The sequence below is a fragment of the Komagataeibacter melomenusus genome (genome assembly GCF_013155395.1).
Classification (GTDB): domain Bacteria; phylum Pseudomonadota; class Alphaproteobacteria; order Acetobacterales; family Acetobacteraceae; genus Komagataeibacter; species Komagataeibacter melomenusus.
Genome location: NZ_JABJWC010000027.1, coordinates 14,830 through 27,505, shown reverse-complemented (window position 1 = coordinate 27,505; position 12,676 = coordinate 14,830). Strand labels below are relative to the sequence as shown.

At 64.8% G+C, this 12,676-nt stretch carries 13 protein-coding genes and 1 tRNA gene; 3 read left to right on the top strand and 11 right to left on the bottom strand.

The window, feature by feature from the left end; genetic code table 11:
• Positions 1-104: 104 nt before the first annotated feature.
• The 3 genes from HNW77_RS11050 to HNW77_RS11040 all read left to right on the top strand — a co-directional run bounded on the left by HNW77_RS11050 (position 105) and on the right by HNW77_RS11040 (position 4,681).
• The gene (locus tag HNW77_RS11050) at positions 105-2,240 is read left to right on the top strand and encodes a sensor domain-containing protein (RefSeq protein ID WP_187353235.1); all 2,136 of its coding nucleotides are present in this window, start codon (positions 105-107) and stop codon (positions 2,238-2,240) included.
• Between the two features lie 174 nt (positions 2,241-2,414).
• Positions 2,415-3,755, top strand: a complete 1,341-nt coding sequence (locus tag HNW77_RS11045; protein WP_172157647.1) for a dihydroorotase — start codon at positions 2,415-2,417, stop codon at positions 3,753-3,755.
• A 200-nt stretch (positions 3,756-3,955) separates the two neighbouring features.
• A complete protein-coding gene (locus HNW77_RS11040; RefSeq protein ID WP_172157645.1) occupies positions 3,956-4,681 on the top strand; it encodes a hypothetical protein in 726 nt (241 codons plus the stop codon).
• A gap of 95 nt (positions 4,682-4,776) precedes the next feature.
• Here HNW77_RS11040 and HNW77_RS11035 read toward each other — a convergent pair.
• The 11 genes from HNW77_RS11035 to HNW77_RS10985 form a co-directional block, all read right to left on the bottom strand.
• Positions 4,777-4,852 (bottom strand) — tRNA-Phe (locus tag HNW77_RS11035).
• Between the two features lie 59 nt (positions 4,853-4,911).
• A complete protein-coding gene (locus HNW77_RS11030; RefSeq protein WP_172157643.1) occupies positions 4,912-5,118 on the bottom strand; it encodes a DNA gyrase inhibitor YacG in 207 nt (68 codons plus the stop codon).
• Positions 5,115-6,233: a ribonuclease E/G gene (locus HNW77_RS11025; RefSeq protein ID WP_172157641.1), complete on the bottom strand. Its 1,119-nt coding sequence runs from the start codon at positions 6,231-6,233 to the stop codon at positions 5,115-5,117. Before HNW77_RS11025 ends, HNW77_RS11030 begins: the two co-directional genes overlap by 4 nt.
• Entirely contained in the window at positions 6,230-6,859 is a 630-nt protein-coding gene (locus tag HNW77_RS11020; RefSeq protein WP_172157639.1) for a Maf family protein, read from the bottom strand. The genes HNW77_RS11025 and HNW77_RS11020 overlap by 4 nt, the downstream gene beginning before the upstream one ends.
• Positions 6,860-6,875: 16 nt before the next feature.
• Positions 6,876-7,094: a translation initiation factor IF-1 gene (gene infA, locus HNW77_RS11015; protein ID WP_010508114.1), complete on the bottom strand. Its 219-nt coding sequence runs from the start codon at positions 7,092-7,094 to the stop codon at positions 6,876-6,878.
• Positions 7,095-7,191: 97 nt separating this feature from the next.
• The gene (hisD, locus tag HNW77_RS11010; RefSeq protein WP_172157637.1) at positions 7,192-8,496 is read right to left on the bottom strand and encodes a histidinol dehydrogenase; all 1,305 of its coding nucleotides are present in this window, start codon (positions 8,494-8,496) and stop codon (positions 7,192-7,194) included.
• Positions 8,493-9,260, bottom strand: coding sequence for an ATP phosphoribosyltransferase (gene hisG / locus HNW77_RS11005; RefSeq protein ID WP_241694415.1), 768 nt, complete (start codon positions 9,258-9,260; stop codon positions 8,493-8,495). The genes hisD and hisG overlap by 4 nt, the downstream gene beginning before the upstream one ends.
• 58 nt (positions 9,261-9,318) lie before the next feature.
• Positions 9,319-10,581, bottom strand: a complete 1,263-nt coding sequence (gene murA, locus HNW77_RS11000; protein ID WP_172157635.1) for a UDP-N-acetylglucosamine 1-carboxyvinyltransferase — start codon at positions 10,579-10,581, stop codon at positions 9,319-9,321.
• A gap of 17 nt (positions 10,582-10,598) precedes the next feature.
• Positions 10,599-11,153, bottom strand: a complete 555-nt coding sequence (gene dcd, locus HNW77_RS10995; RefSeq protein ID WP_061273403.1) for a dCTP deaminase — start codon at positions 11,151-11,153, stop codon at positions 10,599-10,601.
• Positions 11,154-11,248: 95 nt separating this feature from the next.
• Positions 11,249-11,428 carry a hypothetical protein gene (locus HNW77_RS10990; protein ID WP_172157633.1) on the bottom strand — a complete coding sequence of 60 codons (180 nt, stop codon included), beginning with the start codon at positions 11,426-11,428 and terminating at the stop codon, positions 11,249-11,251.
• Positions 11,429-11,486: 58 nt separating this feature from the next.
• On the bottom strand, positions 11,487-12,632 hold the full coding sequence (locus HNW77_RS10985) for a Rieske 2Fe-2S domain-containing protein (RefSeq protein ID WP_172157631.1): 1,146 nt from the start codon (positions 12,630-12,632) through the stop codon (positions 11,487-11,489).
• Positions 12,633-12,676 lie beyond the last annotated feature (44 nt).

Below are 12,676 nucleotides of genomic sequence, written 5' to 3'. Positions count from 1 at the left end.
TTAACCTTGGATCCCTATGAAAACGCAGAATCCCCCCCCCTTCGCCAGCTGTTGTGGCCATTCCTGAGATCAGTTTTGAACTGCTGCATCAGGCGCATGATGGCATGGTCATCATCGATGACCACAACATGATCCTCTATGCCAACCCGGCAGCCGAGACGTTATGGGGTTACGACCCTGGCACGCTGGCGGGGCGGCCCGTGGGGGAACTCATGGCTGCATCGGTGGAGAACGGGGCTGCCCCCTTTGACATCAACGCCTCGATCCAGGCGGTTGAGCCGGTGTCGGGGGAGGTGACGTTCGAGAACCGCAGCGGGGACTACATCTCCGCCGAGGTCAGCCTGACGGCGGCGCAGGTGGGGGCTGACGGGCGGCGCTACCGGCTGATGATGGTGCATGGCATTACCGGCGCGGGCCATCGCAGCCGGGTGGTCGAACTGCAGAATACGGTGTTCCGCTCGCTGTCGAGCGAGATCCAGATCCAGGACGTGGCGGACATGGTCTGCCGCGAGGTCGAGACACTGGTGCCCAATACGGTTGCCGTGCTGATCCTGCTTGATGAGCAGAGCCGCCTGCGCATCCTGTCCGGCCCCGGCATGCCGCGCCGCTTTGCCGCAGCCCTTGAAGACATGCGCCTGACCGAGGCCGATATCGCAGCCCTGGCCAATGACCTCAACGAGGCGACGACCATCGTGTGGGACAGCTACCGCTCGGTTGGCATCTCGCTGGGGCTGCACCATTGCTGGGCCTCGGCCATCCGCACGCGCAACGGGCGCATTACCGGCATCTTCGCGCTGTATTCGCGCTCCGAGCGCAACCGTGGCAGCTGGCCCGCGCAGATCGTGAACAGCTGCGTGCCGTTCTGTGGCGTGCTGATCGAGCAGCATGAGGCGCGCCAGCATATCTCGCAGCTGTCGAACTACGATCCGCTGACCGGCTTCCTCAACCGCACGGCGGTGCACAAGGTCATCCGCTCGCTGATTGGCCAGCCGGGGGATAATCACTTCGCGCTGTACATGATCGATATCGACCGCTTCCGCGATATCAACGATGCGCTGGGCCATATCAATGGCGATGGCTTCCTGAAATCCGTTTCCGAGCGGCTCAAGGGCGTGTCGCGCAGCAATTATGTGCTCAGCCGGTCCGGCCCGAACGAGTTCCTGATCATCGTGCCCAACACGCGCCGGGAAGAAGCGCTCAAATTCGCCGATACCCTGCATGGCTGCGTCAAGCAGCCCATCGAGATCGGCGGCAACATGATCGTGCCGACGCTGGGCATCGGCATCAGCCTGTTCCCCGAGAACGGGCCGGATGGCGAATCCCTGCTCAGCTATGCCGAGCAGGCCATGCGGCAGGCCAAGCGCTCGGGGCTGGGCATGACCCACCTTGCGCGCTCGGAAGACAACAAGGCCGCGCAGGACCGGCTGCTGCTGGGCTCGGCGCTGCGTGAATCGCTGGCGCAGGGCCTGCTCAACCTGCAGTACCAGCCGCAGATCGACGTGCGCAACAACACGCTGTATGGCGTGGAGGCGCTGTCGCGGTGGAACCACCCCACGCTGGGCAACATCTACCCCTCGCGCTTCATTGCCGTGGCGGAGGAAACCGGGCAGATCGAGGCCATCGGCACCTGGTCGCTCGAGCGCGCCGTGCGGCAGATTCTCGAATGGGACGCCCATGGCATTTACGTGCCCACGGTGGCGGTCAATCTCTCGGCGGGGCATTTCCGCAACCGCAACCTGCCCGGCTTCATTGCCCGCCTGCTCAGTGACAGCAAGCTCGAGCCCCATCGCCTGACGGTCGAGATTACCGAGAGCGTGATGATGACCGAAAACGAGGACACGAACATGGTCCTCCAGTCCATCCGCAACCTTGGCGTGGCCCTGTCGATGGATGATTTCGGCACGGGCTACTCCTCGCTCTCGCGGCTGACGCGCCTGCCGCTGACCGAGATCAAGATCGACCGCAGCTTCATCATGAACCTCGAGCATGATGCCAACGCCCAGGCCGTGACCACGGCGGTGATCGGCATTGGCGGCCGCCTTGGCATGACGGTGGTGACCGAAGGCGTGGAAACCGTGCGCCAGCTTGACCTTTTGTGCCAGCTTGGGTGCGACGTGGTGCAGGGCTACCTGTTCGCCCGCCCCATGCCGCCTGAAAAGCTGGAGGAATGGCTGCGTAATGACCGTCTTTCCGCCGTGCTGAAGGAAGCCAGGGAAAGCCGCGCCGCCGCGGGCGAATAAGGCGCGCGCCTGCATCGGCCTTCATGATCCGCACCCCGGCCCGCAAGGACCGGGGTGTCTTTGTATGGGCGGTTTGCACGGGGCCGGGCGCATGCCATACAAACACGATCAGCAACCCCTGCGCCCGCCTGCCGCATGCGGCGGGTTGCGGGTTTATGGCCACAGGATAGTCCCATGACCTTACCCATTTTCGATCTCTGTCTGAAAAATGGCAGCGTTGTCCTGCCTGATGCCACGGTCGTGACCGATGTTTACGTGCGGGACGGGCGTATTGCCCGCATTGGCGGGCCGGGCGATGCGGGCCGGGTCATTGACTGCACGGGGCTGACTGTCCTGCCCGGCGTGATCGACACGCAGGTCCATTTCCGCGAGCCGGGGCTGACGGCGGCGGAAGACCTGGCCACCGGCAGCCTTGCCGCCGTGATGGGTGGCGTGACCGCCGTGTTTGAAATGCCCAACACCAAGCCCGCCACTGACTGCCCCGAGGCGGTGGTGGCCAAGCTTGCGCATGCACGCGGGCGGATGTGGTGCGACCATGCCTTTTACGTGGGGGCCACGACTGATAACGCCGATCGCTGCGCCGAACTGGAAATGCTGCCGGGCACGGCGGGGATCAAGATTTTCATGGGGTCTTCCACCGGCAACCTGCTGGTGTCCGATGATGCGGTGCTTGAGCGCGTGCTGCGCTCGGGCCGCCGCCGGGTCGCGATCCATGCCGAGGACGAGACCCGCCTGCTTGAGCGCATGGGGGAGCGCAAGGCGGGCGATCCGTCGAGCCACCCGGTCTGGCGCGATGATGAAACGGCCATGCGCGCAACACGGCGCATCGTGCATCTGGCGCGGCGCACGGGGCGGCGCATCCATGTGCTGCATGTCACCACCCCGGCTGAACTTGAGTTCCTGTCGGGGCACAAGGACATTGCCAGTTGCGAGGTCACGCCGCAGCACCTGACGCTGGCGGCCGAGGATGCCTATCCCCGGCTGGGCACGCTGGCGCAGATGAACCCGCCCATCCGTGGCCGGAAATACCGCGACGGGCTGTGGCACTGGATGGGCCAGGGCGTGCCCGACATCATCGGCTCCGACCATGCGCCCCATCCGCTTGCTGCCAAGCAGCGCGCTTATCCCGATACCCCTTCGGGCATGCCGGGGGTGCAGACCCTGCTGCCGCTCATGCTCGACCACGTAGCCCACGGGCGGCTGTCGCTGCGCCGCCTGGTGGACATGACATCGGCTGGCCCGCAGCGCCTGTTCGGCCTGGTGCGCAAGGGGCGCATCGCGGTGGGGTATGACGCGGATTTCTCGGTGGTGGATCTTGCCGCGCGCTGGACGGTGCAGCAGGAATGGCTGGCCTCAAAATGTGGCTGGTCGCCTTTCGTGGGCGATGAACTGACCGGCCGCCCCATGGGCACCATCATCCGTGGCAACGTGGTCATGTGGGAGAACCAGCTTGCCCCCGCCGCGCAGGGTGAACCCCTGCTGTTTGAAGCCACGGATCGCCCGCGCGCGGCCTGATGGCAAAAGGCGTTTTCCGCCCCTGCTTGGACTTGAAGCGTGTGGAGGCACGGTAGTTTCCTTACGGAGTAAGGGCTGCCCGTTATGCAGGGCAGCTTTTCCATATTATCAAACTGGAAATGCCATCGTTACAGCATGCTCGAGCCTGTAAGGAGAACCGGTATTTTACGACCGGCATCTTGAACAGGAATGGATTTTCCATGACCCGACATGCGCCTTCAGTGGCCGAACTTCCCGCTTCCATCCGGAATCATACGTTTGATGGCCCTGGGGATATCGGTTCCCCCAGTCATCGTTCGTTATGGTTATGTGGCATCGAATATGGCGAAGCGCCTGTCCCCGCAGGCCATGAACTCCCTGAAGGAGAGTATCCCGTAGAAGTGCAATGGGATCGGTGGACCTATAACAGGAATGCTTTCAAGCTGATTTCCGTCATTGAGGGGCAAAATATAGAAATTGCTTATGACTATGCGAAAAAGCAGAAGATATTTGAAAGCAGGACAACAGGGTATTTTCAGACCAATCTTTTCCCTTTTGAATGCCGAACCTTGGAGACATGGTCCACGGATGCGCAGTTGCGCAGCGGGTTTAAGGATAAAAAGGATTATATCCGCGCTATCAGGGAAGTATGCTTTACCCGGATGCATGAGGCTGTATTGCAGCGACGGCCCCGCCTGTTTCTCGGTGTTGGTGTAACGCATGTCCAGGATTTCATGCGGGTGGTATTTGGCAGGGAGGTCGAACTTGAACGCAAGGAATTTCAGGTAAACGGTCATGGTAAGGTGATCTACCTTCGTCCCGGTCCGATTCCCTTTGCCGTTGTCTCCCACCTTTCTGCGCCAAGCGGCCTCAATAGTAATGAAGCGCTGCGCCGCGCGGGTCAAATGATCCGTGACATGATGGAGGCCCCTGCATCGGGCCAATGACGCCTGTGCTACAGATCGCGCCCAGCCGGAAAGACTGACTGGGGCGAGTGGCATGGCCCTGCCAATTTTATCAAATATGTATTTGATGATAAAAGTGGTGCCCAAGACCGGGATCGAACCAGTGACACTGCGATTTTCAGTCGCATGCTCTACCAACTGAGCTACTTGGGCACCGGGCCGTTGGTCCGGCTAGGTCATGGGGCAGGGCCGTCATGACGTTGGACAAGCGTTTAACCCACCTCATCATCGGGATCAACCCGTCTTGTGTATTTTTCATCCGTTCCGGAGGGAATTTCAGTCGAGGGCACGCGATACTGCCCCGAGAACCAGCGCCCCAGATCCACATCCGCGCAACGTCGCGAGCAGAAGGGGCGGTAGCGCGGGCTGGCAGGCTGGCCACAGATGGGGCAGGGGGCGGCTTTGGGCTGCGCGGTCATGGTTCAAATCTCCAGCCATGGGCGGGCAGGGCCGGGTCGGCAACGGGTGCAAGCACGCGCCCGGTCAGGCGCATGAAGTCCTCCACCCAGGCCGGATGGTCCTGCATCATCTGCATGATACCATGGCCGCAGGCCAGCCGCACGGGCTGCCCGTTGGGCGGCATGCCGCGATGGGCCTGCATCTGCCCGCGCAGGGCGTGCAGCATGCGGCCCTCGCGCGAATGGAACAGTTCATGCAGCGGCGGGTGCACGCGCGGGCGCACGATCTCGGCCAGGCCCAGCGCCGTAAAGCCCAGAAAGCGCGGGCGCAGCGGGTCATCACGCAGCACGGTCTCGATCGTCTCACCCAGCGCGCGGCGCTTGCGGATGGCAAGCCCCGCCACGTCAACCACGATCGCGCCAGACAGGTTGCGCAGCCGCAACTGGCGCATCAGGTCGGGCAGGGCATCGCGGTTGGCGGCAAACTGCGCGGTCTGCTTTGGGCGGCGGTCCATGCTGGTGGCCGCCCCCCCATCCATGTCAATCGCAACCAGGGCCGGGGTGGGTGTAATGCTGGCCGACATGCCGCCGGGCAGGGCCACGGTAGCCTCCTCCAGCGCATCGGCCTGGGCGCGCAGGTCGCTGTCAAAGGCGGAACTGGCGCGGGTCAGGCGCGGGTGCAGGCTGGTAGGCAAAAGCGTAGCAATCGCCGCATCATCAATGACGATGGGCGCATCAGGGTAGCGCGCGGCCAGCCGCTCCAGCGGGGTGGGGCCGCGACGCAGCAGCCGGGGGTCGGCGCCGCCGGGCAGGTCGGGGGGGAGGTTGCGCGCACCGAGCCGCACGCCCTTGCCGCCCTGCGCGCTGCGGGTGACGGTGACCAGCACCGTCTGCCCCTGCGTCAGCGCGCCCAGCCCTTCCGAATCCGGCAGGAAGCCCGCCTGTTCCTGCCCCGGCAGGGTGACGAACGTGCCGCCGAGTGCGGGCGCATGCGCACTGACGCGGGCGCGGTAGATATCGCCCACGCCATCGGGCATGTCAGGTCGCCACAGGGCGAATTCCTGCATGATGCCGTCAAGGGTTGCGGCAATGCGGATTTCACCCGGGCTGCTGCTGGCGCAGAGGCGCGCGCTCACGAAAGCCAGCTTCCCTTCTGCCCGCGCAGTAGCTGGGCTGTCTCGAACAGGGGCAGGCCGACAATGCCGGTATAGCTGCCCGACAGGAAGCGCACGAACGCTGCCGCATGGCCCTGGATGGCATAGCCGCCCGCCTTGCCCTGCCAGTCGCCTGCGGCAATGAGCGCGTCGATCTGTACCGGTGTCAGGCGCGAGAAGGTGACCGTGCTGGCAACGATGCGGCTGCTGGCGCGCCCTTGCGCCCATGCTGCGGTGGGGCGCAGGGCGATGGCGGTAAAGACGGTGTGGCGGCGGCCCGAAAGCTGTTCAAGGCAGGCGCGTGCCGTCTGCTCGTCTTCCGCCTTGGGCAGGATGCGGCGGCCAAGGGCCACGACCGTATCGGCCGCGAGTATGAGTGCCGGGCCATCGACCTGAGCAGCCACATGCGCCGCCTTCTCAGCGGCAAGGCGCGCGGCGTAGGGGCGGGGCAGTTCATCACGCCCGGGCGTTTCATCGATATTGGCGGGAAAGACCTGACCGGGCACAAGCCCGATCTGGCGCAGCAGGTCAAGCCTGCGGGGTGAAGCCGAGGCGAGGACAAGCCGCACGCCTGCCTCCGCGCCACCGGGCGCGGTGGTTCCGGTCATGACCGACAAGAGCGGCTTACTTGAAGCGGAAGGTGATGCGACCCTTTGTCAGGTCATAAGGCGTCATTTCCACATTCACGCGGTCACCGGCGAGCACGCGGATGCGGTTCTTGCGCATCTTGCCGCTGGTATGCGCGAGGATGGTGTGCTCGTTGTCCAGTGTCACGCGGAACATGGCATTGGGCAGCAGTTCGGTAACCGTGCCGCTGAATTCGATCATGTCTTCTTTAGACATCGTGTCCTTCAATCATCAAAAGTGCCGTCCTGCCGCGGGCCCGCGGCGTAGTACGGTTGGTTTATGTGGGGAGACTCGCCGCCGGGGTCAAGCTCCGTTATCGTGCGCCGTCCAGCTTTGCCAGCCGTACGGCCACACTCAGGGCATGGGCATCAAGCCCTTCGGCCTCGGCGAGGCTGACGGCGGCAGGCCCGATCTTGCGCAGCGACTCGGCCTGCGCCTCGATGAACGTGGTGCGCTTGATGAAGTCGAACACCGAAAGCCCCGACGAGAACCGCGCCGTGCGGCTGGTGGGCAGCACATGGTTCGGCCCGCCCACGTAATCGCCGATCGCCTCGGGGCAGTAGCGCCCCACGAAGATCGCGCCCGCATGCCGCACGCGGTCGAAAACCGGCTGCGGGCTGTCGATCATGAGTTCCAGATGTTCCGGCGCGATCTCGTTGACCAGGCCAGCGGCTTCATCAAGGTCGCGCACGGTAATGATCGCGCCATGCGCATCCCAACTGGCGCGGGCGATATCGGCGCGTGGCAGGGTTTCAAGCTCCTTGGCCACTGCCTGTTCCACCTTGTCTGCCATGCCCGCATCGGGCGTGATCAGGATGGACTGGGCCATGGGGTCGTGCTCGGCCTGGGCCAGCAGGTCCAGCGCAATGGCGCGGGGGTCGTTATTGCCATCGGCAATCACCACCACTTCCGACGGGCCGGCAATGCTGTCGATGCCTACCGTGCCGAATACCTGCCGCTTGGCTTCGGCCACATAGGCGTTGCCCGGCCCCACCACGCGGTCAACCGGGGCGATGGTGGTGGTGCCATAGGCCATCGCACCCACGGCCTGCGCCCCGCCCACGCGGTAGATCTCGGTTACACCCGCGCGGCGGGCGGCGGCGAGCACGAGCGGGTTGAGCACGCCATCGGGCGTGGGCACGCACATGGCAATCCGCCCCACACCCGCCACATGGGCGGGGATGGCGTTCATCAGCACGGAGGAGGGGTAAGCCGCCTTGCCGCCGGGCACGTACAGCCCCACCGAGTCCAGCGCCGTCCAGCGCATGCCCAGCGTCACGCCCGCGGCATCGACATATTTCATGTCGGTGGGCATCTGCGCCTTGTGGAAGGATTCGATGCGGGTGGCGGCGACTTCCAGCGCCTCAAGCAGTTCAGGGCTCACATCGGCGCAGGCGGCCGCAATCTCTTCGGGCGTGATGCGCAGGGTGGCGGGGGTGACATTCGTGCGGTCGAAGCGGTTGGTGAATTCGCACAATGCCTCATCGCCGCGGCTGCGCACGGCGGCGAGGATTTCGGTTACGGGACCATCGACGCGGGCGGTGTCGCTATCACGGTCGGCCAGCAGGCGTTTGAATTCAGTGCGGAAATCCGCCTGGGTGCTTGTAAGGCGCTTCATGCCTCGTGCTCCTTGGCCAGCGCCGCGCGGAAACGGTTGATGATCGCGCTAATGCGCTCGGGCTGGGTTTTCAGCGCCGTGCGGTTCACGATCAGGCGGCTGGTGATGTGGGCGATGGTCTGGGTTTCCTCCAACCCGTTGGCGCGCAGCGTGGAGCCGGTATCGACCAGATCGACAATCAGGTGCGAAAGGTCGAGCACCGGGGCCAGTTCCATCGCGCCATGCAGGTGCACGATGGCGGCATTGATGCCGCGTGCCGCGAAATGCCGCCGCGTAAGCGAAGGGTATTTGGTCGCCACCCGCACCTGCGAGAGGCGGTTTGGGTTGTCTTCCTGCCCGCTGCGGTCCTTGGGCCGGGCGATGGAAATGCGGCAGCCTCCGATGCCCAGGTCAAGCGGGGCATAGATTTCGGGGTAGTCGAACTCCATCAGCACATCAGCGCCGCAGATGCCGATCTGCGCCCCGCCAAAGGCCACGAAGGTTGCCACATCGAATGAGCGCACGCGCACCACGTCGATGCCGGGGTCATTGGTCTCGAAACGCAGCAGGCGGCTTTTGTCATCATTGAAGTCCGGGCCGGGCACGATGCCCGCCATATGCAGAAGCGGCGCCGCGGCTTTGAGGATACGGCCCTTGGGCAGGGCGAGTACCAGCGGGCTATCCGTTTCCGGAATGGCGGTCTGGGCCGGTGACAGGACGGTCAATGCATTCTCCACGCATGAAGGCAGGCCCGCTGCAATCGCGCAGCAGCCCGTAAGTGACATGCGCGCATACCACATTCCGCCATCAGGCAGGAAGCGCCCTTTTCTCAGGGCAGGGGCCTCAGCCCGAAACGCGCTCGATATGCGCGCCCACCTGTGCCAGCTTGCGCTCGACCGCCTCATAGCCACGGTCAAGGTGATAGACCCGGCTCAGGATCGTCTCGCCATGGGCGGCAAGCCCCGCGAGGATGAGCGAGAACGAGGCCCGCAGGTCGGTCGCCATGACCGGCGCGCCCGAGAGCGAATGCACGCCCCGGATGATGGCTGACGAGCCATGCACGTTGATGCGCGCGCCCATGCGGTTGAGTTCGGGCACGTGCATGAAGCGGTTCTCGAAAATGGTCTCGGTCACCATCGAGGCGCCTTCCGCCACCGAGAGCAGCGCCATGAACTGCGCCTGCATGTCGGTCGGGAAGCCGGGATAGGGCTCGGTCATGATATCGACCCCGCGCAGTGCGCCGGTGCGCTGCACGCGCACGGCACCTTCTTCCTGCACCATTTCCACGCCGGCTTCCTCCAGCGCGCGCACCACCGCGCCGAGATGCTCGACCTGCCCGCCCACAAGGCGCAGCTCGCCCCCGGTAATGGCGGCGGCACAGGCATAGGTGCCGCATTCGATTCGGTCGGGCATGACGCGGTAGCGCGCGCCATGCAGGCCCTCGACCCCGTCGATCACCAGCTTGCCGGTGCCGGTGCCGGTAATGCGCGCCCCCATGGCGTTGAGGCAGCCGACAAGGTCGCCAATCTCGGGCTCGCGCGCGGCGTTGATGATCTCGGTGCGGCCTTTGGCAAGCGCGGCGGCCATGAGCAGGTTCTCGGTCGCCCCCACCGAGGCAAACGGCAGGATGACCCGCTCGCCCTTCAGCCCGTCGGGCGCCTCGGCGTGGATGTAGCCGTTCTCGAGCGTGATCTTCGCCCCCAGCGTTTCCAGCGCCTTGAGGTGCAGGTCAACCGGCCGGGTGCCGATGGCGCAGCCACCGGGCAGCGACACCCGGGCCTCGCCACAGCGGGCCAGCAGCGGGCCGAGCACCAGGATCGAGGCCCGCATCATGGAGACGATGTCGTACGGCGCTTCCGTATTGGTGATCTCGCCACCGACCGAAAGCGTGCCGCCGTCACCGCTTACGTCTTCCACGTCCAGCCCATGCTGCGCGAGCAGGCGGCGCATGGTGCGGATATCGGCAATGCGGGGCACGTTTTCGAGCACCAGCTTCTCGGGCGTGAGCAGGCCGGCCACCAGCAGCTTGAGGGCGGAGTTCTTGGCCCCGCCAATAATGATGTCGCCACGCAGCGGGTGGCCGCCGTGGATGATGAAACGGTCCATAGGCTTGCGGTTCCTGCTTACATGCGCGGTGGGGCGACGCCGACCTGCCCCATGTATTTGCCCTTGCGGTCGGCGTAGCTGACCTCGCACGGGCTGGCCCCCTGAAAGAACAGGAACTGGCAGATGCCTTCATTGGCATAGATGCGCGCGGGCAGCGGCGTGGTGTTGCTGATCTCGATCGTGACCTGCCCCTCCCATTCCGGCTCCAGGGGCGTCACGTTGACGATGATGCCGCAACGCGCGTAGGTGGATTTGCCCAGGCACACCACCAGCGTGTCGCGCGGGATGCGGAAATATTCCACCGTATGCGCCAGCACGAAGCTGTGCGGCGGAATGGTACAGCAGTCGCCATGCCGGGTTACGAAGCTGTTCTCGGCAAAGTTCTTGGGGTCGACTACCGCGTTGTCCACGTCGGTGAAAATCTTGAATTCGTTGGCGATACGCGCATCGTAGCCATAGGAGGACAGGCCGAAGGAGATTACGCCCTCACGGCTCTGTTTTTCCACGAAGGGCTCGATCATGCCGTGTTCCGTGGCCATGCGGCGAATCCACGTATCAGGCATTATGGGCATGGTGTCCGTTCCTCCGGCATGGATTGCGCGCGGGGCGTGCCCCTGCGGCTTGCGCGACCACTAACGAAGTGACCGGCCAACCGCAACCGGCAAAATCACGCTTCGTTGCCGGATGTGTCCTGCGGCGGGGCTTCGGGTGCGGTTACGCGGGCGCGGCTCTGCTGCTTGCGCCGGCGCAGGTTGGCGCGCAGGGCTTCGGCCTCGCGCGCGAGGCGGGCGCGGCGCGCGGCTTCCGCCCGGTCGGTCAGGCGTGGGGTATCGGGCCGGTCGGTCATGGCGGTGTTTCGTTCAGGGTCAGGCCACCCGCCCCTGCCGGGGCGGGTCGTGCGGCGCTCAGGCCGTGGTTTCGGGTTCGGCGGTGCAGGCGGCAGGGGCCACGGGTTCGACCGCGCCTGACTGCGCGGCATCCTGTGCAATGCCACAGCGCATGAGCAGTTCGCGCAGCGCCTTGACCACGGGGAAGATCTCGACATTGCGGTCGTAGCCGACCTCGTTCCAGGCGGCCTGCTCCAGTTCCACGATTTCCTTGTCCTCAAGGAAGATGCGGTTGGTGAACCAGCCCAGCGCGGGCCAGATCAGGTCGATCAGCAGCGGGGTCTGCGGGCGCAGGATGGACAGCAGGCCAAAGGCCTGGGTCACGCGCTCGTTCTTGTCCACCGGCACGTAGGCCGTCCACAGATCCATGATCAGGTCACCATCCTTGTCGGTGATGCGCAGGGTCTGGTACGGGTATTCGGTGCGGATGGTCACCACTTCCTCAACGGGCTGCTCGCGGCCGTTGAGATCCTTGTGCTTGCCAAAGATCAGGCGCTCGGCCAGCGGCTGCTGGCCCGCGCAGCGCATGAAGCTGTAGCGCGCCTCGATGAAGTCCTCGCCCTTGTCCTGGCCAAGGAAGCGCGCCTTGATCTGGCCCATCTGGCGGCGGTGCAGGAACTGATGGTTCATGTCCATCAGGTTCTCGTGCATGAAGGTGTAGTGGCAGTTCACGCGCGGGCCGAACTGCTTGGTCTTGTAAGCGGGGTTGGCGGTCTGGGCCAGCTTGGGGAAGGGGACGGTCTCCGCCTTGGCCGGATCACCGGGGAAGACGAAGATCAGCCCGCCTTCCTCGCGCACGGGGAAGGTGCGCACGCCGTTGGGCAGCTTGCCCTTGCCCAGGTAGGGCACGTCGATGCAGCGGCCCGAGCGGCCAAAGGCCCAGCCATGGTAGCAGCAGCGCACGGTCTGGCCGTTCACGGTGCCCTTGCTCAGCGGCACCTGGCGGTGGGGGCAGCGGTCGAACAGGGCGAAGACGGTGCCTTCCTCGGGGCGGACGAGCACCATGGGAATGCCCGCAAAGCTTACGGCCAGCGTCTTGTTCTTGCGCAGGGCGGAAGACCACGCCACCGGATACCAGAAATCCGGGTTGGAATTGACCCGCCGCAGGTCCGGCTGGGCTGCCGTGGCGGCGGTGTCTGTCTGGACGGGGGAAATCTGGTTCATGTGGTGCAGTCCCGAAGTGTTCACGTTAAACGGCGGTCAGCGGG

What these genes read in the sequence shown, in the direction of transcription:
- HNW77_RS11050 (WP_187353235.1), top strand. Translation starts at nt 105, where the DNA reads ATGGTCATCATCGATGACCACAACATGATCCTCTATGCCAACCCGGCA.
- HNW77_RS11045 (WP_172157647.1), top strand. Translation starts at nt 2,415, where the DNA reads ATGACCTTACCCATTTTCGATCTCTGTCTGAAAAATGGCAGCGTTGTC.
- HNW77_RS11040 (WP_172157645.1), top strand. Translation starts at nt 3,956, where the DNA reads ATGACCCGACATGCGCCTTCAGTGGCCGAACTTCCCGCTTCCATCCGG.
- HNW77_RS11030 (WP_172157643.1), bottom strand. Translation starts at nt 5,118, where the DNA reads ATGACCGCGCAGCCCAAAGCCGCCCCCTGCCCCATCTGTGGCCAGCCT.
- HNW77_RS11020 (WP_172157639.1), bottom strand. Translation starts at nt 6,859, where the DNA reads ATGACCGGAACCACCGCGCCCGGTGGCGCGGAGGCAGGCGTGCGGCTT.
- infA (WP_010508114.1), bottom strand. Translation starts at nt 7,094, where the DNA reads ATGTCTAAAGAAGACATGATCGAATTCAGCGGCACGGTTACCGAACTG.
- hisD (WP_172157637.1), bottom strand. Translation starts at nt 8,496, where the DNA reads ATGAAGCGCCTTACAAGCACCCAGGCGGATTTCCGCACTGAATTCAAA.
- hisG (WP_241694415.1), bottom strand. Translation starts at nt 9,260, where the DNA reads ATGTCACTTACGGGCTGCTGCGCGATTGCAGCGGGCCTGCCTTCATGC.
- murA (WP_172157635.1), bottom strand. Translation starts at nt 10,581, where the DNA reads ATGGACCGTTTCATCATCCACGGCGGCCACCCGCTGCGTGGCGACATC.
- dcd (WP_061273403.1), bottom strand. Translation starts at nt 11,153, where the DNA reads ATGCCCATAATGCCTGATACGTGGATTCGCCGCATGGCCACGGAACAC.
- HNW77_RS10990 (WP_172157633.1), bottom strand. Translation starts at nt 11,428, where the DNA reads ATGACCGACCGGCCCGATACCCCACGCCTGACCGACCGGGCGGAAGCC.
- HNW77_RS10985 (WP_172157631.1), bottom strand. Translation starts at nt 12,632, where the DNA reads ATGAACCAGATTTCCCCCGTCCAGACAGACACCGCCGCCACGGCAGCC.